This is a genomic window from Streptomyces radicis, from assembly GCF_003626575.1.
GTDB classification, from domain to species: Bacteria; Actinomycetota; Actinomycetes; order Streptomycetales; family Streptomycetaceae; genus Streptomyces; species Streptomyces radicis.
This window is the reverse complement of record NZ_RBDY01000004.1, coordinates 103286-129768: the sequence shown is the minus strand read 5'-3', so window position 1 is coordinate 129768 and position 26483 is coordinate 103286. Positions and strand designations below refer to the sequence as shown.

Annotated in this window: 28 protein-coding genes and 2 pseudogenes; 23 read left to right on the top strand and 7 right to left on the bottom strand. The window is 74.2% G+C overall.

Translation table 11 applies throughout. The annotated features are described in order from the left end of the window. Nucleotides 1–52: 52 nt before the first annotated feature. Nucleotides 53–2314: a protein kinase domain-containing protein gene (locus D7318_RS08215; RefSeq protein WP_230423517.1), complete on the bottom strand. Its 2262-nt coding sequence runs from the start codon at nucleotides 2312–2314 to the stop codon at nucleotides 53–55. Between the two features lie 220 nt (nucleotides 2315–2534). On the opposite strand from D7318_RS08215, the gene D7318_RS08210 reads away from it, so the two are divergent. Both D7318_RS08210 and D7318_RS08205 read left to right on the top strand, forming a co-directional pair. Then, complete coding sequence (locus D7318_RS08210; RefSeq protein ID WP_183091321.1) at nucleotides 2535–3383, top strand: universal stress protein; 849 nt, start codon at nucleotides 2535–2537, stop codon at nucleotides 3381–3383. Between the two features lie 125 nt (nucleotides 3384–3508). Beyond that, the gene (locus D7318_RS08205) at nucleotides 3509–4339 is read left to right on the top strand and encodes a universal stress protein (RefSeq protein WP_120696419.1); all 831 of its coding nucleotides are present in this window, start codon (nucleotides 3509–3511) and stop codon (nucleotides 4337–4339) included. Nucleotides 4340–4571: 232 nt separating this feature from the next. Here the strand turns inward: D7318_RS08205 and ppsA are convergent, their stop codons facing one another. Further along, complete coding sequence (ppsA, locus tag D7318_RS08200) at nucleotides 4572–7004, bottom strand: phosphoenolpyruvate synthase (RefSeq protein WP_183091320.1); 2433 nt, start codon at nucleotides 7002–7004, stop codon at nucleotides 4572–4574. A gap of 240 nt (nucleotides 7005–7244) precedes the next feature. Between ppsA and D7318_RS08195 the strand changes: the two genes are divergently transcribed. Beyond that, the gene (locus tag D7318_RS08195) at nucleotides 7245–7715 is read left to right on the top strand and encodes a TIGR02611 family protein (RefSeq protein WP_120696213.1); all 471 of its coding nucleotides are present in this window, start codon (nucleotides 7245–7247) and stop codon (nucleotides 7713–7715) included. 128 nt (nucleotides 7716–7843) lie between these two features. Here the strand turns inward: D7318_RS08195 and D7318_RS34905 are convergent. After that, nucleotides 7844–7930: pseudogene (locus tag D7318_RS34905) on the bottom strand (DapH/DapD/GlmU-related protein); the annotation flags it as partial. Nucleotides 7931–8611: 681 nt separating this feature from the next. Between D7318_RS34905 and D7318_RS08185 the strand changes: the two are divergent. Continuing rightward, entirely contained in the window at nucleotides 8612–9031 is a 420-nt protein-coding gene (locus D7318_RS08185; protein WP_120696212.1) for a CBS domain-containing protein, read from the top strand. Between the two features lie 84 nt (nucleotides 9032–9115). On the opposite strand, the gene D7318_RS08180 is transcribed toward D7318_RS08185, so the two are convergent. Continuing rightward, the gene (locus D7318_RS08180) at nucleotides 9116–9370 is read right to left on the bottom strand and encodes a substrate-binding domain-containing protein (protein WP_120696211.1); all 255 of its coding nucleotides are present in this window, start codon (nucleotides 9368–9370) and stop codon (nucleotides 9116–9118) included. A 269-nt stretch (nucleotides 9371–9639) separates the two neighbouring features. On the opposite strand from D7318_RS08180, the gene D7318_RS08175 reads away from it, so the two are divergent. Beyond that, nucleotides 9640–10683 carry a DUF1996 domain-containing protein gene (locus D7318_RS08175; RefSeq protein ID WP_120696210.1) on the top strand — a complete coding sequence of 348 codons (1044 nt, stop codon included), beginning with the start codon at nucleotides 9640–9642 and terminating at the stop codon, nucleotides 10681–10683. Nucleotides 10684–11488: 805 nt separating this feature from the next. Here D7318_RS08175 and D7318_RS08170 read toward each other — a convergent pair. Further along, nucleotides 11489–12421, bottom strand: a complete 933-nt coding sequence (locus D7318_RS08170; protein ID WP_120696209.1) for an NADP-dependent oxidoreductase — start codon at nucleotides 12419–12421, stop codon at nucleotides 11489–11491. 146 nt (nucleotides 12422–12567) lie between these two features. On the opposite strand from D7318_RS08170, the gene D7318_RS08165 reads away from it, so the two are divergent. Together D7318_RS08165 and D7318_RS08160 are read left to right on the top strand one after the other, a co-directional pair. Then, complete coding sequence (locus D7318_RS08165; protein WP_120696208.1) at nucleotides 12568–13098, top strand: MarR family winged helix-turn-helix transcriptional regulator; 531 nt, start codon at nucleotides 12568–12570, stop codon at nucleotides 13096–13098. Between the two features lie 149 nt (nucleotides 13099–13247). Further along, nucleotides 13248–13637, top strand: a complete 390-nt coding sequence (locus D7318_RS08160; protein WP_230423516.1) for a hypothetical protein — start codon at nucleotides 13248–13250, stop codon at nucleotides 13635–13637. Between the two features lie 46 nt (nucleotides 13638–13683). Here D7318_RS08160 and D7318_RS08155 read toward each other — a convergent pair whose 3' ends face one another. Further along, nucleotides 13684–14259, bottom strand: a complete 576-nt coding sequence (locus D7318_RS08155) for a TerD family protein (RefSeq protein WP_120696417.1) — start codon at nucleotides 14257–14259, stop codon at nucleotides 13684–13686. Nucleotides 14260–14394: 135 nt separating this feature from the next. On the opposite strand from D7318_RS08155, the gene D7318_RS08150 reads away from it, so the two are divergent. Then, nucleotides 14395–14805, top strand: a complete 411-nt coding sequence (locus D7318_RS08150) for a BlaI/MecI/CopY family transcriptional regulator (RefSeq protein ID WP_230423515.1) — start codon at nucleotides 14395–14397, stop codon at nucleotides 14803–14805. A 4-nt stretch (nucleotides 14806–14809) separates the two neighbouring features. Then, nucleotides 14810–15751 carry a M56 family metallopeptidase gene (locus D7318_RS08145; RefSeq protein WP_120696206.1) on the top strand — a complete coding sequence of 314 codons (942 nt, stop codon included), beginning with the start codon at nucleotides 14810–14812 and terminating at the stop codon, nucleotides 15749–15751. Nucleotides 15752–15785: 34 nt separating this feature from the next. On the opposite strand, the gene D7318_RS08140 is transcribed toward D7318_RS08145, so the two are convergent. Next, nucleotides 15786–16241 (bottom strand): tellurite resistance TerB family protein, encoded by a 456-nt coding sequence (locus tag D7318_RS08140; RefSeq protein WP_120696205.1) that lies wholly within the window; start codon nucleotides 16239–16241, stop codon nucleotides 15786–15788. Between the two features lie 144 nt (nucleotides 16242–16385). On the opposite strand from D7318_RS08140, the pseudogene D7318_RS08135 reads away from it, so the two are divergent. The 14 genes and pseudogenes from D7318_RS08135 to D7318_RS08075 all read left to right on the top strand — a co-directional run. Next, nucleotides 16386–16496 (top strand): annotated as a pseudogene (locus D7318_RS08135) (AraC family transcriptional regulator); the annotation flags it as partial. A gap of 100 nt (nucleotides 16497–16596) precedes the next feature. After that, nucleotides 16597–17595, top strand: coding sequence for a type I glyceraldehyde-3-phosphate dehydrogenase (gene gap, locus D7318_RS08130; protein WP_120696204.1), 999 nt, complete (start codon nucleotides 16597–16599; stop codon nucleotides 17593–17595). Nucleotides 17596–17805: 210 nt separating this feature from the next. Continuing rightward, nucleotides 17806–17976, top strand: a complete 171-nt coding sequence (locus D7318_RS08125) for a hypothetical protein (protein ID WP_230423514.1) — start codon at nucleotides 17806–17808, stop codon at nucleotides 17974–17976. A gap of 17 nt (nucleotides 17977–17993) precedes the next feature. Then, nucleotides 17994–18170: a hypothetical protein gene (locus D7318_RS32725; RefSeq protein WP_183091319.1), complete on the top strand. Its 177-nt coding sequence runs from the start codon at nucleotides 17994–17996 to the stop codon at nucleotides 18168–18170. Between the two features lie 32 nt (nucleotides 18171–18202). After that, the gene (locus D7318_RS08120) at nucleotides 18203–18394 is read left to right on the top strand and encodes a hypothetical protein (protein ID WP_120696203.1); all 192 of its coding nucleotides are present in this window, start codon (nucleotides 18203–18205) and stop codon (nucleotides 18392–18394) included. A gap of 106 nt (nucleotides 18395–18500) precedes the next feature. Further along, nucleotides 18501–18701, top strand: a complete 201-nt coding sequence (locus D7318_RS08115) for a hypothetical protein (protein WP_120696202.1) — start codon at nucleotides 18501–18503, stop codon at nucleotides 18699–18701. A gap of 23 nt (nucleotides 18702–18724) precedes the next feature. Next, nucleotides 18725–18925 carry a hypothetical protein gene (locus D7318_RS08110; protein WP_120696201.1) on the top strand — a complete coding sequence of 67 codons (201 nt, stop codon included), beginning with the start codon at nucleotides 18725–18727 and terminating at the stop codon, nucleotides 18923–18925. Nucleotides 18926–19070: 145 nt separating this feature from the next. Beyond that, nucleotides 19071–21041, top strand: a complete 1971-nt coding sequence (locus tag D7318_RS08105) for an alpha/beta fold hydrolase (RefSeq protein WP_120696200.1) — start codon at nucleotides 19071–19073, stop codon at nucleotides 21039–21041. Then, nucleotides 21038–21652: a hypothetical protein gene (locus D7318_RS08100; protein WP_230423512.1), complete on the top strand. Its 615-nt coding sequence runs from the start codon at nucleotides 21038–21040 to the stop codon at nucleotides 21650–21652. The genes D7318_RS08105 and D7318_RS08100 overlap by 4 nt, the downstream gene beginning before the upstream one ends. Then, a complete protein-coding gene (locus D7318_RS08095) occupies nucleotides 21649–22476 on the top strand; it encodes a class I SAM-dependent methyltransferase (RefSeq protein ID WP_120696199.1) in 828 nt (275 codons plus the stop codon). The genes D7318_RS08100 and D7318_RS08095 overlap by 4 nt, the downstream gene beginning before the upstream one ends. Then, a complete protein-coding gene (locus D7318_RS08090; RefSeq protein ID WP_120696198.1) occupies nucleotides 22463–24310 on the top strand; it encodes an ABC transporter ATP-binding protein in 1848 nt (615 codons plus the stop codon). Before D7318_RS08095 ends, D7318_RS08090 begins: the two co-directional genes overlap by 14 nt. Nucleotides 24311–24455: 145 nt before the next feature. Then, nucleotides 24456–24734 (top strand): hypothetical protein, encoded by a 279-nt coding sequence (locus tag D7318_RS08085; protein WP_120696197.1) that lies wholly within the window; start codon nucleotides 24456–24458, stop codon nucleotides 24732–24734. A 22-nt stretch (nucleotides 24735–24756) separates the two neighbouring features. Continuing rightward, a complete protein-coding gene (locus D7318_RS08080) occupies nucleotides 24757–26223 on the top strand; it encodes a phytoene desaturase family protein (protein ID WP_120696196.1) in 1467 nt (488 codons plus the stop codon). Continuing rightward, nucleotides 26223–26465, top strand: a complete 243-nt coding sequence (locus D7318_RS08075) for a hypothetical protein (RefSeq protein WP_120696195.1) — start codon at nucleotides 26223–26225, stop codon at nucleotides 26463–26465. Before D7318_RS08080 ends, D7318_RS08075 begins: the two co-directional genes overlap by 1 nt. Nucleotides 26466–26483 lie beyond the last annotated feature (18 nt).

The following is a 26483-nucleotide window of genomic DNA, read 5'->3' as shown; positions in this document are numbered from 1 at the left end:
CGCGCCGTCGGCGGCGCCGGGCCACACGGTGACCGGCTCCACTCCCGGAACCTCATACGCGCAGCGCCCACACCGTTCCGCCCTGGTCCAGGACGACCATCAGGTCGCCGCCCGTCGCGGGGTCGCTGACGTCCGTGCTGTCGAACTGGCCCGTCCACACCTCGCGGCCGTTCTCCGCGTCGAGGACCCGCACGGTGGTCCAGCGCCGGAACACCCGCTCGTCCGTGGTGCGGCGGAGCACGGCGAACGCGTCGGTGATCCGCACCGTCCCGCTGTCCCAGGCGTTGTCGCGCCAGCGCTCGGCGCCGTCGGCGGCGGCCAGGCACACCGTCGCGTCCCCGGTGGACAGCACGAACCCGCCGGGCGCGCTCGTCACCTGGCCGCCCTGGCCGCCTTGGTCGTAGGCGCCGTCATAGGTCCACCGCCGCTCGCCCGTGAGCCCGTCCACGGCGATCGGCCGCTCGCGGTCCCCCGCGGTCGGCGGCAGGAACACGGTGGTGTCCGACACCAGCGACGCGAGGGGTGGCGGGTTCCCGCCGACTTCGGGCTCGCCCTCCCTGAACGCGCTCCGCCACACCACCTCGCCCGTGCCCGCGTGGCGGAAGACGAGGTCGACGTCGTTCCCGCCCGACTCGTAGCACAGGATGCCCTCGCCGATCGCGTGCCCCGGGTCGCCCGTCGGGAACAGGTCGGGGCGTTCCCACACCTGCTCACCCGTTTCGCCGAACACCGCCCTGCCGCCCTCGAGCAGCACCAGGTCTCCGGCGGGCACGAACGTGTCGCCTTCGCCCGTCCACCGGATGTCGCCGGTGCGCGCGTCGGTCGCCGACACCAGCCGGTCCCGGGCCGAGAGCAGCAGGCCGCTCGGGCCGTGCAGGTCGAGGCCCGCGTCGAGGGGGACCGACGGCTGCCCCAGGAGCTCGCCGCTCGCCGCGTCGAAGCGGTGCAGCGTGAGTTGGGAGCCGTCGGCGCCCTGGGTCAGGGCGAGCAGGGTGCCGTCGACGACGAGGAAACGCGTGTCCCTCACCCAGAGCGCCTCGAGCGGGACCTCCCACAGGGGCTCGCCGTCGGCCAGGTCGAACGCGTGGAGCACGGCGTTGTCCCGGTAGTAGTCGCCGGAAGCCACGTAGCAGCGTCCCTCGGCCACGACGACGTCGGGAGCCGAGTTGTTCCGGACGTCGACATGGCTGAGGTCGCGGGACCAGGCGACGGGGTCCTTCGCGGGGTCGGCCGTCAGATACAGCGCCGCCGAGCCGCCCGCCACCGCGAGCGCGGCGAGGCCCGCGCCGCCGAGCAGCAGGTCGCGTCGCGTGGGGCGCGCTCGCGCGGGGGGCGGCGCGGGCGGCGCCGGGGCCGCTGGCGCCGCTGGCGCCGCTGGCGCCGTCCGGGTCGGCGGCTCGGCCGGGGCCGCGACGGTCGGGGTCCGACCCGGCGCCAGGGGCGCGGCGTCGGCGGGTCCTTCGAGGCGGCGCAGCTCATCGGCGAGCGCGGCGGCCGACGCGTGCCGCTCGCGCGCCTCCTTGGCGAGCAGCCGCAGGATCAGGCGGTCCCACGCCGCGGGGACGCCGGGCGCGACGCTGCTCGGCGCCGGGGGAGGGTCGTTGAGGTGCGCCGTGAGGTAGCCGACGGCGTCGGGGGCGGTGAACGGCATGCGCCCGGTGAGCATCTCGAACAGCACACAGCCGAGCGCGTACAGATCACTGCGCCGCTCCGGGCGCCCGCGCGCCTGCTCGGGCGCCATGTACGAGGCCGTGCCCACCATGAACCCCGTGTGGGTCAGCCGGTCGCCCGTGGCCGAGGGGTCGGCGGCGCGGGCGATGCCGAAGTCGAGCACCTTCAGGTGTCCCTGGGCCGTGACGAACAGGTTCGCGGGCTTGATGTCGCGGTGCAGGACGCCCGCGGCGTGCGCCTCGGCGAGCGCGTCGCAGACCTGCGCGCCCCACCGGGCGGCGTCCGCGCCGCCGACCGGGCCGCGGCGGAGCACGGCGTCGAGGCCCCGGCCCCGCAGCAGCTCCATGACGAGGAACGGCGTGGTGCCATCGGCGGTGACGGCCTCGCCGAGGTCGTGCACGGTCACGATGTTCGGGTGCTGGAGCGCGGCGGTGATCCGCGCCTCCCGCAGGAAGCGGGCGCGCGCCTCGTCGGCCCTGCTGCCGCCGCCCGCGAGCACCGAGATCACCTTGACCGCGACCGGCCGCCGCAGGCTCTCGTCGTGGGCCTCCCACACCTCCCCCATCCCGCCCTGCCCGAGCGGGCGCACCAGCCGGTAACGGTCGGCGAGTGTGTCGGCGCCTATCCGGTCTCCGTCGTCCACGGTCCCAAGTCCCCCGGCTCTGCCCGATGTTCGGTCGACGCCCGGTCGGCACCCGGTCGGCACTCGGTCGACGCCCGGTCGGCAGGGCGCATCGTAGCCCCGGCCGGGTCCGGTGTGCGCTCCCGCCAGGCGTGGCGCGGCGGCGGGGGAGATGCCCCGCTGGTAGAGAGAGCGGAACATGACGGACATACGCCGCACAGCGTTCTGAAAGGTGGCTCTCGTGGCCCAAGCGCCCATCGTCGTCGGGGTGGACGGATCGGATTGCAGCCAGCTGGCCGTCGACTGGGCCGTGGACGCGGCGGCGCGGCACGGCCGCGTGCTGCGGCTGGTGTATGCCACCCAGGCGGAACGCTACGAGCGCGGCGCCTCGCCGAGCGGCGAGGACCGCGGGGACGACGCCGAGACGGGCCGCGAGCTGCTCGTCGCGGCGCGCGAGCGGGCCGGTGTCCGTCGCCCCGGGGTGCCGATCTCCGCGGAGGTCCGCGACCTCACCCCGGTCAACGCGTTGGTGCGGGAGGGCCGCGAGGGCACGGTCCTGGTCGTGGGATCGCGTGGCCGCGGCCCTCTGACGACCATGTTCCTCGGCTCGGTCGGCCTCGGCGTCGCGGCCCGCGCCTCGTGCCCCGTGGTCGTGGTGCGCGGTGAACGCCCCGCGCTCGAGGGGCAGTTCGGGCGGGTGGTCGTGGGGGTCAGCGGCGCTCGAGGGGAGGGCGCGGCCATCGACTTCGCGTTCCGCGAGGCGGACGCGTGGAACGTCGAGCTGCGCGCCGTTCACGCGTGGCCCGGAGTGGCGACCGAGGACGCGGGACAGGCGGAGGAGGCCGAGGCGAGGGCGGTGCTCGCCCGGGCGGTGGCGGACGCGTCGGGGCGCCACCCCGAGGTGCGCACGGACCTGGAGACCGTCGCGGGGGCGCCGCGCTCGACGCTGCTGTGGAAGGCCGGTTCAGCGGACCTGCTGGTCGTCGGCGTGCGGGACCGCCACGGCGAGGACGGTCTGCGCCTCGGCCTCATCTCCCACGCGCTCGTCCACACCGCCCCCTGCCCCGTCGCGGTGGTCCCGCGGCGCTGACGGCGTGACGGCGCGGCCCTCGGTGCCGCGCCGTCGCGTGGCGGAGGGGCGGCCCGGGTGTTTCCCTGAGGTCGACGGGCGGTGCGCGGGACGGCAGGCGCCACGGGCGAGAGGCGGTGAGCGCGGTGGAGCATCCGATCGTGGTCGGAGTGGACGGCTCGGATCCGAGCCTCGACGCGGTCGACTGGGCCGTGGAGGCGGCGGCGCGCCACGGCCACGCGCTGCGCACGGTCCACGGGTCCATGTGGAACCGCTACGAGGCGGCCAACCCCTCGGTGTCCGTGGACCGGGTGGCGGGCGACGTCATGGGGCACGACATCGCCTCGGTGGCCGAGAGCCGCGCCAGGGCGCGCCGGGACGATGTCGCCCTCAGCTGCGAGGTGTTCGCGGACGACCCGGTCGACGTGCTGGTCAGGGAGAGCGAGGAGGCGTCGATGGTCGTGGTCGGCAACCGCGGCCGCGGCCCCGTCATGGGCGCCCTGCTCGGCTCGACGGGCCTCGGCGTCGCCGCGCGGGCCACCTGCCCCGTCGTCGTGGTCCGCGGCACGGCGGCCAACCGCGAGGGCCGCAACGGAACGGTGCTGCTCGCCCTCGACGGCACGGCGCAGGGGCTGCGGGCCGCCCAGTTCGCCTTCGACGACGCCAGGGCGCGCGGCAGCGACGTGGCGGCGGTGCACGTCAGGACGCCGGAGCGCGCCGCGCCCGACGGGGAGGAGCGCGACCTCCTCGACGAGGCGCTCGCGGGCGCGTCCGGCACGTCCGACGTTCCCGTGCGCCTCGACACGGTCGAGGACAGCCCACGCCACGCCCTGCTCTCCGCCGCCGAGGAGGCCGACCTCCTGGTCCTCGGCGCCCACCGGCGGCGGTCCGGGATCCCCGGACTCCAGCTCGGCCTGCTCAGCCACGCCCTCCTGAGCACATCCCCCTGCCCGGTCGCCGTCGTCCCCGAGGCGTGAGGGGGCTCCTGCGGAGGCGAGCCGCGATCGCGCCCGCCGTCGCCGTGCCGCCTGGTCGTCGGTCTGCTGGTCGCCGATCCCTTGGCCGGGTGGACGGCGGGGACGCGACGGGGCGCCCGCGCCCGGCGGCGCGACGAGCAGCACGGCGGCCGACGCCGCCTCGGCCTCCCGCACGCCGTCGCCTTCCGAACCACCCGCGCCTCCGCGTTCACGCCACCCGCGCCGTCCGCGCTCAGGCCGCGTGCCGTCCGCGGCCACGCCCCGCGCGCCGTTCGGCGCGCTCCGCCTCCGCCACATGGTCCTTGACCGCGAGGAAGCTGTCGGGGGACACGGAGATCGAGTCGATGCCCGACTCGACCAGGAAACGGGCGAAGTCCGGGTCGTCGCTCGGGCGCTGGCCGCACAGGCCCACCTTGCGCCGCCGCGCGTGGGCGACGTCGATGAGCGCCTCCACGCTCCGCGCGAGCGCCGGGTCGCGCTCGTCGAACAGCGGCGCGAGCCGCTCGGAGTCGCGGTCGACGCCCAGGGTGAGCTGCGTGAGGTCGTTGCTGCCGATGGAGAAGCCGTCGAACCGTTCGGCGAAACGATCGGCCGAGATGATGTTCGACGGGATCTCGGCCATCACATACGTCTCCAGGCCGTTCTCGCCCCGGCGCAGGCCGTGCTCCGCCATGGTCCGCAGGACCTCGTCCGCCTCCCCAGGGGTGCGGCAGAAGGGGATCATCACCACCACGTTGGCCAGCCCCATGTCCTCCCGCACCCGGCGCACCGCGCGGCACTCCAGGCCGAAGCCCTCCCGGTACCCCTCGCTGTGATACCGGGACGCGCCCCGCCAGCCCAGCATGGGGTTCTCCTCCGTGGGCTCGAACGCCGCGCCGCCCACGAGTCGCGCGTACTCGTTCGTCTTGAAGTCGCTCATGCGGACGATCACGGGGCGCGGCCACCACGCCGCCGCGATCCTGCCGATGCCATAGGCCAGCCGCTCCACGAAGAACGCCGCCTTGTCCCGGTAGCCGCGGGTGAGCTCCTCGATGCGGGCGCGCGCCGCGTCGTCGTCGAGGTCGTCGAAGTGGACCAGGGCCATGGGGTGGATCGTGATCAGGTTGTTGACGATGAACTCCATGCGGGCCAGGCCCACCCCGTCCGCGGGGAGCCGCCACCAGCGAAAGGCGGCCGAGGGGTTGGCGATGTTGAGCATCACCGAGGTCTCGGTCTCGGGAACGCGCGCGAGGTCGATCTCGCGTTCCTCGAAGTCCAGGGCGCCCGGATAGACCCGGCCCTCCTCGCCCTCCGCGCACGACACCGTCACCTCGCGGCCGTCCCCGAGCGCGCGGCGCGCCCCGGCCGCGCCGACCACGGCGGTGACGCCCAGCTCCCTGCTGACGATCGCCGCGTGCGACGTGCGCCCGCCGTGCTCGGTGACGATGGCCGCGGCCCGCTTCATGACGGGCTCCCAGTCCGGGTCCGTGGCGCGCGTCACCAGCACCGCCCCGTCCACGAACCGGCCGATCTCGCTCACATCGGCCAGCGCGCACACCGTTCCCGTGGCGATGGCGTCACCGACGGCCAGGCCGCGGGCCAGGGGCTCGGCGCGTTCGTTCAGCCGGTAGGAGCGCAACGTGCCCGTCGACCGCCTCGCCTGAACGGTCTCCGGGCGGGCCTGGACGACGAAGAGGTCGCCGCTGTGCCCGTCCTTGGCCCACTCCAGATCCATCGGGCAGCCGTAGTGCTCCTCCACCGCAACCGCCCACCGGGCCAGCTGAAGGATCTCCGCGTCGTCGAGGACCGCCGCCTCGCGCTCCGCCGCGCTGGTCTCCACCGTCCCGGTGGGCGAGGCGGCCGAGTCGCCGTAGACGACCTTGGTCAGCTTGCCGCCGATCTTCCGCGAGATGACGGGCGTGAGATCGCGCCGGTCGAGCAGCGGCTTGAACACCTGGTACTCGTCCGGGTCCACCACCCCGGCCACGACGGACTCGCCGAGCCCGGGCGCGGCGCTGATCAGAACGGTGCGCGGGAAGCCGCTGTCGGTGTCGAGCGTGAACATCACCCCCGCCCCCGCCAGGTCGGAGCGCACCATCTGCTGCACCCCGACGGACAGGCCGACGCGCAGGTGGTCGAACCCGTGGTGCTCCCGGTAGCTGATCGAGCGGTCGGTGAACAGGGAGGCGTACGAGCGCCTGCACGCGTCGATGAGCGCGTCCTCGCCCGTGATGTTGAGGAACGTCTCCTGCTGACCGGCGAAGCTGGCCTCCGGAAGGTCCTCGGCCGTCGCGCTGCTGCGGACGGCGACATCCGGGTCGGACCGGGACAGGCGCGCCGCGAGCTCCCGGTACGCCGCGCGGATCGAACGCTCGAGATCGTCGGGCACGCGCCCGCCGAGCACCATGCGCCGCACGTCCGCGCCGACGGTGGCGAGGTCTTCGCCGTGCCGCAGCGCGTCGATCCGCTCCGCGATCCGGCCGCGCAGGTCGTTCGCGTCGAGGTAGTCCCCGTAGGCCCGCGCGGTGACGGCGAAGCCCATGGGCACGCGCAGCCCACGCGACACCAGGTGCCTGAGCATCTCGCCCAGGGAGGCGTTCTTGCCGCCGACCAGCGCCACGTCGTCGGAGGACAGGGAGTCGAGCCACCGCACCCTCGGGTCGGCGGCGTCTCGGTCATCCGTCACGGTGCCTCCGAAACGCCCGGTGCCTTGCTTTATCCGTTTCACCCGGGTTTCCGCCGTTCCTTCCGCCGAAACATCGGCCGCCCTCGCCCCGCACGCGACGCGAGAAGGTCGGCCATCCCCGAAACCTACCGACGCGTCCGTGCGTCACTTAGGGCAGGAAAGCGAGCCCTTGCCACGGCTGTCACCGAGTGACATCCTCGCCTGGGCGCCGGCCGTTACCAAAGGGGTTGACCTGTCTCGATGGGCCACATAGACACGCAGCAGCCGGACGCCGCCGCCGCGCCAGCGCCACCCTCCGTGACCGCGCCCGTGACCGCGCCCGTGACGGGCGACGAGGGGAAGCCGTTCGGCTCCCGGGCGCCCAGGTTCGTGAAGAGCTCCCGCGCTCTGCACCTGGGCTGGCAGGTCGGCGTGTTCGTGGTCGGCCTCGTGGTCGTCGTGATCGGCGTGATCATGCTGCCGCTGCCCGGGCCCGGCTGGCTGGTGATCTTCGCGGGGATGGCCATCTGGGCGACCGAGTTCGTCTGGGCCCAGCTGGTGCTGCGGTGGACCAAACGAAAGGTCGCCCAGGCCGCGCAGCGCGCCCTCGACCCCGCGGTCCGCCGCCGCAACATCGCCCTGACCGTGGCGGGCGGCGTCATCTGCGCCGTGCTGCTCTCGGTGTACGTGTGGCAGTTCGGCCTCGCGATGCCCTGGGGCATCGAGGACTGAGCGCCTGGCCAGAGCCTCGGTGGCGCGGCGGTTCGCGTCGTGAGGTCGTCGTCCGTGACGGCGCGGAGCACGCGGCACGGCGCCCCGACCGCGACGGTCATCGGGGGGATGTCGCGGCTGACGACGCTCCCCGCGCCGATGACCGACCCGTATCCGATGCGGACGCCGGGCAGCACGACCGCGTTGCTGCCGATCCAGACCTTGTCCTCGATCACGATGGGCTCGGAGAAACGCGCGAAGTCCCCGCGCCGCGCGGGGTGCACCGGGTGCACCGGGTGCACCGGGTGCACCGGGTGCCCCGGGGGCGAGGTGTGGCGCCGTGCGATCGAGGTGGGCGGCTACGGGCTGGACGTCCTCCCGTTCGCCGTCGGCCGGTTGGTCGGGTTCGTGGTGGGTGGCGGTCGTCGCGGTCACCGGTCGGCCTGTGGGTGTCTGGGGCCGTTCGCCGAACGGGCGCGGCCGCGATCGTACTTGGCGGCCGTCTTCCCGGGGGTCGGTTGCGGTGGCGCGCACCCTTCGGGCCTGCCCTGGCCGCCGCTCTCGTCGTCATCCGCGCGCACGTTGAGCTCATGTGGCGGGCCGGTGCTTATCTGCCGCTTACAGGGGGGCGGGGTCTCTTCTGAAATGGCGCACACTTTGTTCAACACCATCCGTGCCCTGCTTCACAAGAGCATCCGGGGGGCATCGGCAACCCGCACCCACCACGAAAGCAGACACTCGGCGGACGGCGAACGGGAGGACGTCCCGCCCGTGGCCGCCGCCCCGCAAACGCCGACGTCGCACGCCGTGAGGCGCCGCGGGCGGTTGCCTTGCGCGTTCGTGGGGAACCCGGGGCGCCGAGGTATGCGTCTCCGGTGGCCGGTCGGGTCGCCGCGTTCCCTCGTGAGGAGAGGCCCATGGCACAGCAGGTTCGGGACATCATGACGGCCGACCCGGTGGTGGTGACGCCGCACGCGTCGGTGATCGACGTCGCGCAGCGGATGCGCACCGAGGACATCGGCTCCGTGCTCGTCGTCGAGGACGGCGCGCTGCGGGGCCTGGTCACCGACCGCGACCTGGTCGTGCGGATCCTCGCGGAGGGCGGTGCCGTCACCGACCGGCCGGTGAGCGAGGCGTGCAGCGAGGAACTGCTCACCGTCACGCCCGACGACGACGTGCGACAGGCGCTGTCGCTGGTGCGCGGGCGGGCCGTGCGGCGGCTCCCCGTCGTGGAGAACGAGCGCCCCGTCGGCATCATCTCCCTCGGCGACCTGGCCGTGGAGCGCGACCCCGGCTCGGCCCTGAGCGACATCAGCGCCGCCGCCCCCAACACGTAGGCAGCCCTACGCGTAGGCCCCTGCCGGGCGATCTGCCGCTGAGGGCCGCCCCTCCCGGGCCCCGGAACGTTCTGCCGGGCCCGCTCAGGCAGGCCTGATCTCCGCCGAGCCGCGCGGGATCAGGCGGCCCTCGGCCCCGGCCGCCGGGTCGGGCCGCGCCACCTCGGGCTCGGGCACGAGCCCGTGCTCCGCGAGCCCGGCGACGAACCCCTCGTACCGCTGCCGCATCGGCGCCGAGCGGAGGTCGCCGAGGTAGGCGATCCTGCGGTGGCCCGGCCGGGCCAGGTGGCGCACCGCATCGCGCATGCCACCGGCGTTGCCGCTCAGGACCGCGGGCACGTCGATACCGTCCGTGGGCAGGTCACGCTGGGAGAGCGCTTTCCGGGAAAGCTCCCGGAGAGCGCTTTCCGGAACCGACACACGGAGAGCGCTCTCCGGAATCGCGTACGGAGAGCGATTACCGGATTCGCGCCGGGAGAGCGGTTTCCGAATCAGTTCCGGAACAGTGAACGCTTCTTGACGCGCTCTCAATGCCGCGGCAACACTGCGCCCATGGGAGAGCGCTCTCCCACTCTCCTCAGACCCCCCACTGCGAGAGGGAGATCCGCATGCTTCGGAGATCAGCCTTGTTATCCGGATCGCTCATCACCACGGTCGTGGCGCTGGTGGCGGCCGGTGTCACCGCCATGGGCGCCGCCGCCTCGCCGCCCGGTGGCGAGGGCGCCGCGCCCGACCCGCACGCCGCGCACCGCGCCGCCATGGCGGCGCCGCCCCCGGGCGAGTGGATCCCGGTGGACGAGCCGGTCGAGGGCATCGAGCCGCAGGAGAACCCACCGTTCGCCGAACACCGGGAGTTCCAGGCGAACTGCCTGGTGAGCCACACCGCTCCCGACGACCCGATCGTCTACCCCGGCGCGCCCGGCGCCTCGCACGACCACACCTTCATGGGCAACACCACGACCGACGCGCACTCCGACGGCGACTCCCTCGCCGCCGGCGGCACCACGTGCAAGGTGCCGGGCGACCTGAGCGCGTACTGGATGCCGACCATGTTCGACGGCGACCAGGAGGTCCGCCCCATCGGCCACCAGGTCATCTACTACAAGTCCGGCATCAGGGACCAGACCACCGTGCGCCCCTTCCCGACGGGCCTGCGGTACGTGGTCGGGAGCCCGCTCCAGTCCGAGGCGGAGTTCCTCGACGCCACGGTCCAGGGCTGGGAGTGCGGCGACTCCTACGACAACGGCGACATCCCGGCCCACTGCGCCGAGGGCAGCCAGCTCAACATCCGTTTCCAGGCCCCGAGTTGCTGGGACGGCCGATACCTCGACTCACCGGACCACCAGGCGCACATGTCCTACCCGGTCGTGGAGAACGGGGCCGACGTCTGCCCCGGGAGCCACCCGGTGGCGGTGCCGATGGTCGAGTTCAAGATGGCCTTCCCCGTCGACGGCGACATGTCGGGGGTCCATCTGGCCAGTGGCGAGGGCTACTCGTTCCACTATGACTTCTTCAACGCCTGGGACGAGCCGACCCTCGCGGCCATGGTGGAGCACTGCATCAACGGCGGGCTCCAGTGCGACGCCCGAGGCTACGACCAGTTCCACCCGGGGGAGGGCGCCGCGCTGGACGAGGACTACGAACTCCCCTGACCGCCCCCGACCGTCCCCCTGCCACGGGCGTGCGCGGCAGGGGGACGCACTCAGGACGAGAGGATGGACCGGCGGTGGTGTCCTCACCGCCGCGTTCCGAAGGGGCGCTCGGCCCGCTGCGGGGCACGGAGCAGGGCGGGTTTGCCGCCTGAGATTGTCATGGACTTATCAAACGCTACGCGCGTAGGCTAACGTGACCCTACGCGTCATCTCGCTCACCCCTCAAGGGAGTTCGCCCGGAACGCCGCCCGTTTCCCCGGCCGGGGCGCCTGCGGCCGACCTCCCCGGAGGGACCATGCTGCCCGCCCCCCTCGGCGGCTCCGACCCGGGGGAGGGCGGGCGCTCAACGGGTGGCGCGCGTGGGGCGGCTTACGCGGGGTCGGGTGGTCTTCTGAAACGCGGCACGTTCTGTTCAACACAAAGTGTGCGCCGTTGTGAAAGAGCACCCGCCCCGGCATAAGCGGCGGATAAGCACCGGCGCGCTACGTAAGCTCAACGGGCGCGAGGAATGAAAACGCTTCGGGCGGCCAGGGCAGGCCCGAAGGGTGCGCGCCACCGCAACCGACCACCGGGAGAACGGCCGCCAACTACGGTCGCGGCTGCGCCCGTTCGGCGAACGGTCCCCGCCCAAGAACAAGCAGACCGGTGACCGGGACAACCGCCACCCACCACCCTCCCTCCCGTAGGTGCCTCTTACGTGCATTCGTACGAAACGGCGCACCCGGGATGCGGCGGGCCACGTAGGCCAGGCGTCGTAGCCGCCCACCCCGACCCGACCCCACTCCAGGCCGACAGCGCCGCCACCTCAAGGAATCAGAACCGTCTTACCGGCCAACCGCCCCGCAACAGCCGCATCGTGCACGACGGCGAGATCGGCCAAGGGCCGCCGCTCGGCCACGCCGATGCGCAGCTCGCCCGCGTCCACGAGCGCGACCAGCTCGGCGAGTTGAGCGGCATCGCCACGCACCATGACCTGCTCGACGCGCACCCCGCGCCCCGCGTTCTCGGGCCCCGGCGTCGTGGTGCTGACGAACGCCCCGCCCTCGGCGACGAGTTCGGCCAGCCGCGCGGTCTCCTCAGGGCTGTTGCGGACGAGGTGCAGCACCACGTCGAACCGTTGCCCGGCCACCGCCCGGGCGAGGGGCGTTGCGGTGTGGTCGACGATCCGGTCCGCGCCGTAGGAGCGGACGCGTTCGACGCTGCGCGCGCTGGCGGTCGCGGTCACGGACGCACCGGCGCGCCGCGCCAGTTGAACGGCGTACCCGCCGACCCCGCCGCCCGCGCCGTTGATCAGGACGCTCTGCCCCGCCTTCACCCCGGCGTACTCGAACAGCGCCTGCCACGCCGTCAGCCCCGCCAGGGGCAGCGCGGCGGCGTCGGCCAGCTCGACCGTGCGGGGCGCGGCGGCCAGCGCGTCGGCGGGCGCGGCGACATACTCGGCCGCCGCGCCCTGCGCCTCCGCCGGGAGGAACGCCACGACCGCGTCGCCCGCGCGCCAGCCGTGCACGCCGGTGCCCACCTCGGTGACGACCCCGGACAGGTCGCAGCCCGGGATGTGCGGGAACGTCACCGGCACCATGTCCCGCAGGATGCCCGCGCGGATGGCGACGTCGAGGAGGTTGAGCGACGTGCCGGACACCCGCACCACGACCTGCCCGTCGCCCGCCTCCGGCCGGTCCGCCTCCTCGTGGACCAGGACATCGCTGTCGCCATAGGCGTGGTAACGCACTGCCTTCATGCTCCCTGCCTTTCTCTCCCCGTCCTCACGCGCGTCGGCCGCGCCGCAGACGCTTCGAAGTCGAAGCATCTGCGGCCATCGTAAGGTGCTTCGAATTCGAAACGCAACCGGGCGAGGTCCCGCCAGATGCGGGTATTCTGGGAGCAATGACCGGCCCCCTCATCGACGTTGGCGCCCATGCGCCCGATCCCCAGCGGCTGGGGGCCTACTTCGCGCTGATGGAAGCCGTGAGCCTGCTCCAGCACCACATCGAGCAGCAGCTGCGCGCCGAAGGCGGCCTGAGCTCCGTGCAGTTCCAGGTGCTGACGCGCCTCGCCGCCGCCGAGGGGCGGCTGACCATGACCGCCCTGGCCGACGGCGTCGTCTACAGCCGCAGCGGCCTGACCTATCAGGCCGGGCTGCTCGAGAAGGCCGGGCTCATCACGCGCGGGCCGAGCCCCGACGACGAACGCGCCACCCTGGTGACGATCACCGAGAAGGGCGTCGCCCTGGTCAACGGCGTTCTGCCGGGGCACATCCAGGTCGTCCAACGGCTGCTGTTCGAGCCCCTGTCGGACGGCGACCTGCGGCGGCTCGGCGACGTCATGACCCGCGTCCGCGACCACATGCGCGCCCAGCCACCCCGCTCCGCCGCCCCGCGCAAGCGCCGCGCCGGGGGGTCCGGCTCGGCCTCCTGACGGGGCGCGGCGGCCTCGTGACGGCGCGCGGCCTCGTGACGGTGCGCGGCCTCCTGACGGTGCGCGGCCTCGTGACGCGCGCGGCCCGCGCCGCGTGGGGCGGCGCGGGCGGCGGTGTTCGGTGTGATGTGCCGTGCGACGTTACGTGGATGCTCCGTGTGATCGACGAGGCAACCTTTTCGCCGGGTGCGGCGGTCATAGGGGGTAGTGGTGCTGATGAGGACGGAGAGGACACGCCTCTGCGACGCGCACCGCTCGACCGAGGGGGAAGGGTGTCGTCCATGAAGCTCGATCCCGGCCTGCGCCTGGATGTTCCGGAGGGGTTCGACGATTCGGACGCCGAGACCCAGGTGCATCCGATGGCGAGGAAGCTGTTCCCGGCCGTGACCGCCGCCGACGCCTTCAGAAAGGCCCACGAGTGGATCGCGGCGCACGACGTGTTTCTTGTCGATGTGTCATGGGGTTTCGATCATGACGAGGACGAGCCCCACGTGTTGAGCATATATTTCACCTTCGAGCTGGACCCCGAGGAGGACTGACCCCCTCCCTCGGCCCATGGCCCCCGGGAGGGGGAGCCGTGGCGCGTCAGACGCCGACGCCGTAGTCCGCGGCGATCCCCGCGAGGCCCGAGGCATAGCCCTGCCCGACCGCGCGGAACTTCCACTCGGCGCCATGCCGGTACAGCTCGCCGAAGATCATGGCCGTCTCGGTCGAGGCGTCCTCGCTCAGGTCGTAGCGGGCGAGCTCGCGGCCGTCCGCCTGGTTGACGACCCGGATGAACGCGTTCTGCACCTGGCCGAAGCTCTGGCCCCGCGCGTTCGCGTCATGGATGGAGACGGGGAAGACGACGCCGGTGATCTCCGGCGGGACGGCGACCAGGTCGACCAGGATGCTCTCGTCGTCGCCCTCGCCCTCCCCGGTGAGGTTGTCGCCGGTGTGCTTCACCGAGCCGTCCGGGCTCGTCAGGTTGTTGTAGAACACGAAGTGCTGGTCCGAGGCCACCTTGCCGGTGCCGGTGAGCATCAACGCGCTGGCGTCCAGGTCGTAGTCCGCGCCGGTCGTCGTCCGCACATCCCAGCCAAGGCCGACGAGCACGGCGGTCAGGCCCGGCGCCTCCTTGCTCAACGAGACGTTGCCGCCCTTGGACAGCGAGACACCCATGTCGATCACTCCTGTCGTTCCATGTGTAGCGATAGGGGCTCCAAAATCTACAACACTGTAGAACTAAGCCCGGTGGGCCCTCCGGCCTTCCACCGCTCCGTACGATGGATGCGCTCCGCGGCGAAGGGAGAAGGTGTGACGGCTCACGGTGCGCCGGGTCCCCACGGGGAGTCGCCCCTGCTGAGGCGAGGACAGGGCGAGTTGGAGGCGCTGGTCCTGTCGGCGCTGCGCGCGGCGCCGGGGCCGGTGACGGCGGTGTGGTTGCAGGAGCGGCTCGGTGGCGACCTGGCCTACAGCACGGTGATGACGATCCTGTCGCGGCTGCTGGCCAAGCAGGCGGTGACCCGCGAGCGGGCCGGGCGCGCCTATCTGTGGCGACCGGCCGCGGAGGTGTCGCGGCTCGCGGCGCTGCGGATGCGCCGGGTGCTCGACGGGCAGCCGGACCGGGAGGCGGTGCTGGCCAGCTTCGTCGACACGCTCTCGCCCGATGACGAGCGCGTGCTGCGCCACCTGTTGGGCTCGGCGGATCCCGCGCCGGGGGAGTGAGGCGTTGGGCGTCTTCGTGTTCCTGCCGCTCGTGCTGCCGCTGACGGCGTGGCCGATCGCGCGGCTGGCCGAGCAGCACCTGCACCCGCGGACGGCGACCTGGCTGCTGACCTGCGTGGCCGTCGTCCTGGCGCTGTGCAGCACCCTGTGCCTGACGTTGCTCATGATCGTGGGCACGGCCCAGGTCCCCGGGAATCCACTGCCTGACGGCTGGTCGGACCCCGAGGTGCGGGAGGCGGTGCCGTTCGCCGGCGTCGTCGGAGGAGCGGCCATCCCGGCGCTCGTCGCCGTGGTCATCGCCTGCGGCCACGCGCTGTGGCGCCACCGCCGGGTCCGCCGCGACATGGAGTCGGCGCTCGCGGGGATGCCCGCGTCCCCGGTGGTCGTGCTGTCCGATCCCCGGCCCTACGCCTACGCGTTGCCGGGGCGGCGCGGGGCGGGACGCGGCCGGATCGTCGCCTCGACGGCGATGCTGGACTGCCTGACCGGGCCGGAGCGGCGGGTGCTGTTCGCCCACGAGCGGGCGCACCTGGCCGGGCGGCACCACCGTTATCTGCTGCTGGCGCGCCTGGCGGCGCGGGCCCAGCCGCTGTTGCGCCCGCTGCGGACGGCGGTGGCCCACTGCGCGGAGCGCTGGGCCGACGAGGACGCCGCCGACGTCGTGGGGGACCGGCGGCTGGTGGCGCGCGCGGTCGGCCGGGCCGCGCTGGTGTCCCTGGACGCGCCGTCCCCGCCGCTTCCCGCCCTCGCGGCGCCTGGGCCCGTGCCGCGGAGGGTCGCGGCCCTGCTCGACGAGGGGCCGCCCGCGCGTAGTTGGCCCCCGGCGCACATGCCGACCGCGTTGGCCGCGTGGGTGGCCGCCGGTGGCGCGGCCGTCTCGACCGTGTCGGCGCTCAACGCCGCGACCGCCCTCGTTCTGATCCTCAGGGCCGCGACACCCTCCTGAGGCGCGCCCCGCCCGCGCCCCAGGAGGGGATGTCTCAGAGGTCGAACTCGGTGGGCGGCAGGTCGAGGGCGAAGCACGCCTCGCGGACGACGGCCCTCTCCTGGTGGTCGAACGTACCGTCGGCGCCGCCGATGACGATGCCGATCTGGATCACCGCGCGGGCCTCCGCGGGCTTCTTCTTCGCCTTGGCGATGTCCTGCAACACGCTGACCTTGCCGAACTCGAAGTCGGCCGTCAGCTTGTCCAGGTAGGCGTCGAAGCGCCGCTGGAGGTCGTCGGCGGGGAAGTTCTGGAGGACCTCGTTGGTGGCGATCAGCTGGGCCACCCGGTGACGTTCGACGGGGTCGATGGACCCGTCGGCGGCGGCCACCAGCGCGCACATCGCCATGCTCGCGTCCCTGAAGGCGCCGCTCTTGAGGTCGTTCTTCTTGGCGTTCAGCTGGTCCTGCAACGACGACGCCGATTCCTTGATGCGATCCCACAAGGCCATGGCAGAGAGCTCCCGATCGATGGACAAGGCTACTTCTACAACAGTGTAGAACTCGGTGCTCCCCCGTCCCGCCCACAGACGGTGTGTCAGGGCGCGGGCGAGGGCGACCGCGACGATCCGCCGCGCGCCGTCGTCGACGCGTTGATCGCCGCCGAGGTCGGCCTCGGTACCGGCGCCAACCTGCGGCTGCACTTCAAGCGCGCCCTCGGGACGACGCCGACCGAGTACCGCCGCACGTTCGCCCGGGGTGGGTAGCGGGCCGCCTGGCGCGATCCTTGCGAATGTGGGCGCTTCCGCCGCTGTCACCGCCGGGCGCCGCGCGCGACCCTGGCGGCGAGAGGAAGGGACACCGCACATGACCCGCATCGCCATCAACGGATTCGGCCGCATCGGCCGCAACGTGCTCCGCGCGCTGCTCGAGCGCGAGAGCGCCCTCGAGGTCGTCGCCGTCAACGACCTCACCGAGCCCGCCGCCCTCGCGCGGCTGCTCGCCTACGACACCACCGCGGGGCGGCTCGGCCGCCCGGTGACCGTCGAAGGGGACGCCCTCGTCGTCGAGGGGCGCCGCATCGTCGTGCTCGCGGAGCGCGATCCCGCGCGGCTGCCGTGGGCCGAGCTCGGCGTCGACGTCGTGCTCGAGGCGACCGGCCGGTTCACGTCGGCCGACGCCGCCCGCGCGCACCTCGACGCGGGCGCGGCCAAGGTGCTCGTCAGCGCGCCGTCGGCGGGCGCCGACGTGACGCTCGCGTTCGGGGTGAACACCGACGCGTACGACCCGGCCGCGCACACGATCGTCTCCAACGCCTCGTGCACGACCAACGCGCTCGCGCCGCTCGCCTCGGTGCTCGACGAACTCGCGGGCATCGAGCACGGGTTCATGACGACCGTGCACGCCTACACGCAGGAGCAGAACCTCCAGGACGGCCCCCACCGCGACGCGCGCCGCGCCCGCGCGGCCGCCGTCAACATCGTTCCGACGACGACGGGCGCGGCCAAGGCGATCGGCCTCGTGCTGCCGGGCCTCGACGGCAAGCTGTCGGGCGACTCGATCCGCGTGCCCGTCCCGGTGGGCTCGATCGTCGAGCTCAACACGACCGTCGCCCGCGACGTGACGCGCGACGGCGTGCTGGCGGCGTACCGGGCCGCGGCCGAGGGGCCGCTCGCCGGGATCCTCGAGTACTCGGACGACCCGCTCGTCTCCTCCGACATCACGGGCAACCCCGCCTCCGCGATCTTCGACTCGGCCCTCACCCGCGTCGAGGGCCGTCATGTCAAGGTGGTCGCCTGGTACGACAACGAGTGGGGCTTCTCCCACCGCGTGGTCGACACCCTCGAACTCCTCGCCACCGGCTGAGGTTCCACGCCCCGAGCGCCCGCGTCCCCCGGAGGACGCGGGCGCTTCGCGTCGCGCTTCGCGTCGCGCGTTGCACGTTGCTGCCGGGGGGTTGCAGCCTCGTGCCAGCCCGGAGAGCCCCGCGGCGGGTCGCCCGCCGCCATCGTGGTGTGCACGGGACGGCAGGACCGTTCCGCATCCCACGCATCCCTGTCCCTGAGGAGGGCATCCGTGCGCATCCCCCAGCTGGACCCCGGCCCGCTCGACGAGCACGCCGAAGGCCGGGTCACCCGAGGCGCGTTGCCGGTCACGGCGACCCCGGTGATCGTCGGCGCCGCGGGCGCCATCGTCATCGCCTACGCCGCAGGCCGCATCGTCGGCGAGATCCGCCCCACCCAGTGACCCGGAAGGGAAGGCCCATGTCCGTCGCCCGACTCCCCGGGGACCTGGCCGCGTCGCCCGCGCTGCGGGAGGACGACGCCGGGCGCCCGCCCGTCGGCGCGGTGCCCGTGACGTCCGTCCTGACCAGCGGCCAGGCGTGCGTCACGGTCGCGATCGCCATCACGGTCGGCGACACGCGCCCCGTCCTGAGCTGATCCCGCTCGTGAGAAGAGAAGAGGAGACGTTCGTGACCGTCGCGCGACTGCCCGCGGACCTGGCCGCGTTGCCCCGGCTGCGGGAGGACGACGCGGGGCAGGCCCCGCCGACGCTGCTGCCCGTGACGTCCACCTCGTGCGCCGCCGCGTCCGCGGCCTTGGGCGCCGCCAGGGCGGTGGCCTGGGTGGCCGATGTCATCGGCCCGATCCGCCCGAGCGATTGAGCGACCCGGCTCACCCGGCACGAGCTCACCCGCAAGAGAACCCACCGGAACCCACCGGAACCCACCAGAGAACCCACCGGAAAACCATCAGGAGAAGGAGACCTCCATGTCCGCCATGCCCGTTTCGCAGCTGCCCGCCGACCTGGCCGCCATGTCCGAGCTGAAGGAGGGGGCCGCGGGCCGGGTCCCGGCCACCGCCCAGCCCGTCATGGCCACCCCGACGATCGCCCTCGCCTTCGCCGCGGGCGTCGGCATCGGCTTCGCGGCGTGCCAGGTCGTCGGCGACATCCGCCCGGTCGAGAACTGACCCGTCAAGGAAGAAGGAGCACCATGAACGATCAGAGCCGTCGCCTGTACGACTCGTCCGCCCTCGCCACCGTCGCCGTCGACGACCCGCGCGGCTGGATCTCCGCGCGGCAGAAGCCCGTTCTGTCCACCCCCGCGGTGGTGGCCGGGCTCGCGATCGGCTACGCGATGCTCAACGCCTTCGAGGCGGGCCGCAACGGCGGGCCCATCCGCCCCGCCCTCTGACGACCCCCCTCTGACGCCCCTCTCTGACGACCCCTCTCACGACCCCCGGGGTCCGGCCCGCGCCCGGCGCGGGCCGGGCCGGGCCCCGGCGGGCGCCGACCCGCCCACCGCGCAGACGAACCACCGAGCCCGGAGGCCGTTCGCCATGAAAAACCTTCCCCCGCAAGCCCGTTCGGCACTGTCCGCGCTGCTCGGACCCGTGCCGCTGACCCGTTCGCAGGCGCTCGGCGCCTCCGAGCGGCTGGCCGCCGCGACCACGCTCGTCGGCAGCCTCGAGTACCTCGCCAACCGCCGCCACACCGGCCCGCGCGGCCTCAACGACTGGGCCGTCGCGCGCGAGGCGTTCGCCGCGCGCGGCCGCCCGCTGCGCCGCGCGCTCGACACCGCCGCGCACCCGTGGTCCACGCGCGCGCTGCACGCCGCCCGCGTCGCCACCGCCGCCGGGCTCATGCTGCCGGGCGGCGGCCGGTGGCGCGGCGCCGCCGACCTCTTCCTCGGCGCGAGCAACTCCCTGCTCTACCCCACCCAGCGCTACGGCACCGACGGCTCCGACCAGGCGTCGGGCCTCGTCCAGGTCGCCACCGGGCTCGCCAGGCTCTCCGGCTCGCCCCAGGCACAGGACGCGCTGCTGTGGTACATCGCCCTCCAGTCCAACCTCTCCTACCTCGTCTCCGGCTGGGTCAAGCTGCTCGGCGCCGACTGGCGTGACGGCTCGGCGCTCGGCGGCGTGCTGCGCACCCGCACCTACGGCGAGCGCCACCTGTGGCGGCTCACTCAGCGATATCCGCGCGCCGCGCGGACGGTGGCGCACGGCGTGCTCGCGCTCGAGTGCCTGTTCCCCGTCCTCTACGCCAGGGGCGGGCGGCTGGCCAGGCCGGTGCTCGCGTCGGCCGCGTCGTTCCACGTCGCCAACGGCTTCGTGATGGGCCTCGGCCGGTTCGTCACGTCGTTCACCGCGATGCACCCGGCCGTCGCCTACACCAGCACGCCCCGCAGCCACCCCGCCGTCGCGGGCCGCGACGACCGGATGCTGCCGGTCGCCGGGCTGCTCGCCGCCGGGGGAACGGTGGCCGCGGGCGCGGTCGCCGCCGCGCGGCGGCTGCGCGTCACCGACGCGGGCCCGGGCACCGGGACCGTCACCACCCGGCACGGCAACGTCCTGCGCTTCCGCGGAACGCCGGGGGCGGGCGACGGCGACCCGGTGCTGGTCTTCGTGCACGGCCTCGCGGCCACGCCGATGCACTTCGGCTGGTACGCCCAGGCGTTCAGCGAGAGCGCGGGCGCGGGCGCGGGCGGGGGCGCGGGCGAGGGCGGCGGCGCCGGGTGGCTCACCTACCACAGGGCCGGGTACGGGCCGAGCCGCCGCGTCGCGCGCGGCGCCTACACGCTGCGCGAGTCGGTGGACGACCTGGTCGACCTGGTCGACGGCGCGCTCCCCGAAGGCCGCCCTGTCGTGCTGGTCGGCCACTCGCTCGGCGGCGAGATCGCCCGCAGGGCCGCCCACCGCCTCGGCGAACGGCTGCGCGGCGTGGTCTACCTGGACGCCTCGCACCCCGACGAGCTCAACCGCTCGAGCCAGCAGGGCAGCGGAGCCGCGTATGTCGGCGGCGCGCTGCGCACGTTCGGCGTCAGCCTGCGTGCCGGGATGGGCATCCTGCTGTCCCGCCCCTCCTGGGTCGACAACCTGCCCGCCGCCGTCCGCCGCCCCGCCATGGCCGCCTACGCGGACGCCCGCATGTGGCGCGCCGCGACGCGCGAATGGCGTTCCACCGAGATCGAGTTCCGCGCCCACGAGGGCCCGCTGCGCCCGCAGGACAGCAACGCCCTGGTCGTCTCCGCGCAGCACACCGTGGACCGCGACCCCGACCAGCTGCTGATGCACCAGGAGATCGCGGACGCCCACCGGCGCCCCGGGCGCGTGGTGCGCTCCGTGGTCGTCGAGGGCGCCGACCACGACGGGCTGCTCACCGAGCCCCGGCTGGCCGCCGAGGTCGTCGGCCACATCCGCGGCTTCCTCGCGGAGTCGAACGCCGTTGCCGCGCACGACGCTCCCGTGAACGCCGCCGCCCCGACCGCCGGGCCCCTGCCCTTCGCCATCGAAACGGAGTCCCGATGACCGGCCCGATGACCGGCCCGATGACCGCCGTCGACCCGCCGCGCGCCGCCCTGGCCGCGCTGGCCCGGCCGTTCAGGGGGCCGGGCGCCGCCCTCCGCGTCGCCGCGGGGCTCGCGCTGCTCGGCACGGTCTGCTCGCAGCACCCCAACCCCGCGTTCGGCCGGGTCATGCGCTGGGACGCCTTCTCCGCGCTCTTCCCCAACTGGCGCTTCTTCGCGCCCAATCCGGCGCAGCACGACTTCCAGTTCCACTACCGGACGCTGTCCCACGCGGGCGAGACCTCCGAGTGGTGCCCCGTCGAGGTCATCGCGGGGCGCATGCCGCACCAGATCGCGTGGTTCCCCGGGCGCCGCCCCGAGAAGGCCGTGTTCGACCTGGGCAGCGAGGTCATCCAGGCGCTCGACAAGGGCTTCTCGCACGCCGTGCACGTCCCCGCCTACCGCCTCCTGCGCGCCTACCTGGCCGACGAGGTCGAACGGTCGGGGCGCCGCGACGTCAAGGGATTCCAGTTCACGCTGGTCCGCACGGCGGGCTATGACGAGAGCGAGGAGCCCGAGGTCGTGTTCGTCTCCCCCTACACCCCCATGCCGCGAGAGGCGGGCCGGCCATGACCACTGCCCCCGACGTCACCGAAGCCCCCGAAGCCCCCGAAGCCCCCGAGACGGTCCAGGACAGCGGCTACGGGCGGGAGTTCGCCGACTTCTACGACCGCCTCTTCCCGCGCGACACCCAGGCGGACCTGGCCGTCCGCCGCCTCGCCGAGTGGCACCCCGGCGGCCGCGCCCTCGAGCTCGGCGTCGGAACGGGCCGCATCGCCGTCCCGCTGGCCGAGCGCACCGGCGACATCGTCGGCGTCGACTCGTCGCCCGAGATGCTCGACCGGCTGCGCGCCGCCATCGCGACGACGGCCGCGCCCGTCACGCCCATGCACGGCGACATCCGCGCGTGGGCCGACGGCGCGACCTACGGCCTCGTCTACTGCGTGTGCGCCACCCTGTCGATGCTGCTCGACCCGGCCGACCAGCGCGCCGCGATCGCCGTCGCCGCCCGCCAGCTGGCGCCGGGCGGCACCCTGGTCGTCGAGACGCACAACCCCGCGTTCGTCCACGGCCTGCACGAGGGCCGCGCCCGCGCCACCTGGTTCGCGCCCTACCCCGAGCCCGGCACGGGGCTCCAGACCTACTCGACGCTCCTGCCGGGCGGCGGCCTGTGGCACGCCTCCCACCTGTGGCACGAGGCCGGGACCGTCAGGGTCGGCAGCGAGCTGAGCCGCCTGACCACCCCGGGCGAGGTCGACGCGTACGCCGCCGCCGCGGGCCTCGTCCCGGTGTCCCGGCACGCCGACTGGGCGGGCACGGCGTTCGCCGACGACAGCCCGCTGTATGTCAGCCGGTACACCCGCCCCACCGAGGACGGCCCCCATGACCACCGCTGAACTGTCCACGGCCGAGCTGCCCGTCCCCGAACCGTCCACCCCCGAACCGTCCACCGTCGAACTCTCCCCGCCCGTCCCCGCGTTGACCCGCCCCGCGCGGGAGCGCGGCACCGTGCGCGGCGCCGCGCGCCGCCACCGCGGGCTGCTGTTCGGCGGCGTGGGTCTCGGCATCGCCGGGGTGGTGTCCGCGTTGGTGCAGCCCTTCGTGGTCTCCGACCTCATCGAGGCCGTGGGGCTCGGCGACCCGGTCGCGGGGTTCGTGGTGCTCCTGGCCGCGCTGTTCGTCGCCGACGCGGTGCTCTCCGCGGGCCAGGGCTATCTCATCGGCCGGGCGGGCGAGAACATCGTGCGCGACGCCCGCGTCCTGCTCTCGGGCCGCGTGCTCCGCGCCGACCTGGCCAGCCTGCACGCGCAGCGGCAGGGCGATGTGCAGACCCGCCTGGTCTCCGACACGTCGCTGGTGAAGATCGCGCTCACCCAGAGCCTGGCCCAGCTCGTCGTCAACGGCCTGACCGTGGTCGGCGGCGTCGTGCTGATGGCGTGGATCGATGTGTGGCTGCTGCTCGTCGCGGTCGGCTGCCTGGGCGCCGCGAGCCTCGGCTCGGTGTCGCTGGCCCGTGGCCTGCGCCGCCACGCGCTGGTCAACCGCGAGGACACCGGCGCGTTCGGCGCCGATCTGCAACGCGTCCTGTCCGCCCTCACCACCGTCAAGGCGGCGGGGGCCGAGGGGCGCGAACAGACCAGGCTCGCGCGGCTCGCGGACCGCGCCCGCGCCTCGGGCGTGCGCGTCAGCGCCCTGGACGCGATGCTCACCCCCGCGATGAACGTCGGCCTCCAGGTCTCCCTGGCCGCCGTGATGGGCGTCGGCATGGCCCGCGTCGCGACCGGCTCGCTGTCCGCCGCCGACTTCACCGCGTTCGTGATGTACCTCTTCTACCTGGTGTCGCCGCTCGTGCTGGTCTTCCTCTCCATCGGCGCCTACCAGCAGGGCAGGGCCGCGATCCAGCGCGTCGACGAGCTGGCCTCCCTGCCCCAGGAGGAGACGCCCGAGTCCCGACGCCCCGCGCTCGCCCCCGCGTCGGCGGGCGATGACGCGCCCGCCGTGGAGTTCCGCGGGGTGCGGTTCGGCTACGGGGGACGCGCCGTGCTCGACGGCGTCTCGTTCACCGTGCCCCGGCGCGGCCTGACCGCCCTCGTCGGCCCCTCGGGCGCCGGGAAGACCACGGCGTTCCAGCTGATCGAACGGTTCTACCGGCCCGAGGACGGCACGGTCCTGCTCGCCGGGCGCGACATCGCGGGCCTTCCGCTGGCCGAGGTCAGGGGCCGCGTCGGCTATGTGCAGCAGGACACCCCCGCGCTGCGCGGCACCCTGCGCGAGAACATCCGCTACGCCGCGCCCGACACGACCGAGGAGGAGCTGCGCGAGGCCATCGACCTCGCCGGGCTGACCGAGGTCATCGCCGAGCTGCCCGACGGGCTCGACACCCACCTCGGCGACCAGGGCGTGGGGCTCTCCGGCGGGCAGCGTCAACGGCTGTGCATCGCACGGGCGTTGCTCCAGAGGCCCGATGTCATCCTGCTCGACGAGGCCACGTCGCAGCTCGACTCCGACACCGAGACCGCGCTGCGCGCCAGCCTGCGCCGCATCGCGGGGCGCTGCGCCGTGGTCGCCATCGCCCACCGCATCTCCACCGTCGCCGACGCCGACCGGATCGTGGTGATGGAGGAAGGGCGGGTGCGCGCCACCGGGCGCCACGCCGACCTGATGGCGCGCGACGCGCTCTACCGGCGACTGGCGTCCGCCCAGCTCGACGGCGCGCGGGCGGCGGCCTGAGCCCGAAGGGAACGGCAGCATCCTGTGCCCGCGGTGCAGCCTGCTGCCACCGGCGAGCCTGGCCCGCCGCACCGGCCAGGGGGACGATCGAAGAGACCCGCAAACCCACCGCACACCACCCGAAGTCCCAGGCAGGAGCCCCGACATGAAGCGTTCCCCCCGCGCCGCCACCGCCCGCGTCGCCCGCCCGCTCGCCGCGCTCGCCCTGGCCGCGCTGGCCGTCACGGGCCCTGGCGCCCTCGCCGCGCACGCCGACGAGAGCGCCACCGACAACGCGAGCGAGCGCCTCGACCGGGACAGAGCCGACCGCGGCACCAACGGCGACAACGGCGACGGTGGCGACAACGGTGACGGTGACGGTGGCGGCGAGGGTGACGACGAGGACGGCCCCGACACCGACCCGAGCGCCAACGGCTGGCAGTGAAGGACGAGGAGGCACACCCCCGATGAGCACCGTGGACGCCGCCGTCGTCGGCAGTGGCCCCAACGGCCTGGCCGCCGCCGTCACCCTCGCCCGCGCGGGACTCCGGGTCGCCGTGCACGAGGCGGCCGACACCCTGGGCGGCGGCCTGCGCGGCGCCGCGCTGTTCGACCCGGACATCCACCACGACGTGTGCGCCGCGGTGCACCCCATGGCCGCGGCCTCCCGCTTCTTCCGCGCGTTCGACCTCGCCACCCGTGACGTCGAGCTGCTGCACGCCCCGATCGCCTACGCGCACCCGCTCGACGGCGGCCCAGCCGCCCTGGCCCATCGCGAACTGGACGCCACCGCAGCCGAGTTGGGCGCCGACGGCCAGCGCTGGCAGCGCCTCATGGCCCCCCTGGTCGCCCGCACCACCGAGGTGACCGACCTCCTGCTCTCGGGGATGCGCCGCCCCACCGGGCTGCGCGCCGCCCCGGCCCTGCTGCCCCGCGTCCTGCGCCACGGCACCCCGTGGGCCACCGGCGCGTTCCGCGGCGAACGGGCGCCCGCCCTGCTCGCGGGCGCCGCCGCGCACGCCGTCGGGCCCCTGCCCTCCCTGCCGGGCGCCGCCATCGGCCTGCTGATGGCCCACCTCGCGCACACCACGGGCTGGCCGCTGCCGCGCGGCGGCAGCCGCCGCGTCGCCGAGGCCATGGCCGACGACATCCGCGCCCACGGCGGCACCCTGCACACCGGGCACGCCATCACCGATCTGCGGGAACTCTCCGAAGCCCGCGCCGTGTTGCTCGATGTCTCGCCCACCGCCCTGCTGGCCATGGGCGGCGACGCGCTGCCGCGCCGCTACGCCCGCGCCCTGGCCCGCTACCGTTACGGCCCGGCCGCGGGCAAGGCCGACTTCCTCGTCTCCGAGCCCATCCCCTGGGCCGACCCCGCGGTCGGCCGCGCCGGAACGGTCCACCTCGGCGGCCCCGCCCCCGCCATCCACCGCCAGGAGACGGCCAACGCCCGCGGCCTGGCCACCGGGACGCCGTTCGTCCTGGTCGTCGACCCGGCCGTCACCGACCCGTCACGGGCGCGCCCCGGACGCCGCCCCGTCTGGGCCTACGCCCACCTCCCGCCCGGCGACGAACGCGACCCGCTGCCGCTCGTGCGCGCCGCGATCGAGCGGTACGCACCCGGCTTCACCGACACGATCCTCGCCCAACGCGGCGTCTCCGGCGCGGAGTTGGCCCGTTACAACGCCAACTACGTCGGCGGCGACATCGGCACGGGCGCGGTCACCCTGCGGCAGAGCGTTCTCCGGCCCGCCGCCCGCGTCGACCCGTACCGCACCCCGCTGCCCGGCGTCTACCTGTGCTCGGCCGCGACCCCGCCGGGCCCCGGCGTGCACGGCATGTGCGGCCTGCTCGCGGCCCGTTCGGCGCTGCGCCGCGAGTTCGGCCTGCCGCTGCCCGCGCTCGGGCCCGACCGGACGGCGGTGACCCCCTGATGGACGCCCACATCGTGCTGCGCGTCGTGGCCCCCGACGCCGACCACGGGGAGATCGCCGTCGTCAGGCTGCTGAGCCTGCTGCCGGGGCGCTGGCACTACCGCCACCACGCCGAGCCCGACCGGATCGGCCTGTCGATCGCCGCGCCGGGCGCGTCGCCCGACGAGATCAGGGCCGTGGTCGGCGCCGCGCTCGCCACCGCCCCCGCCCTGCGCCGCTGGCGCCTCGAACCCCCGCCCTGAACCCCGCCGTTCGTCGGG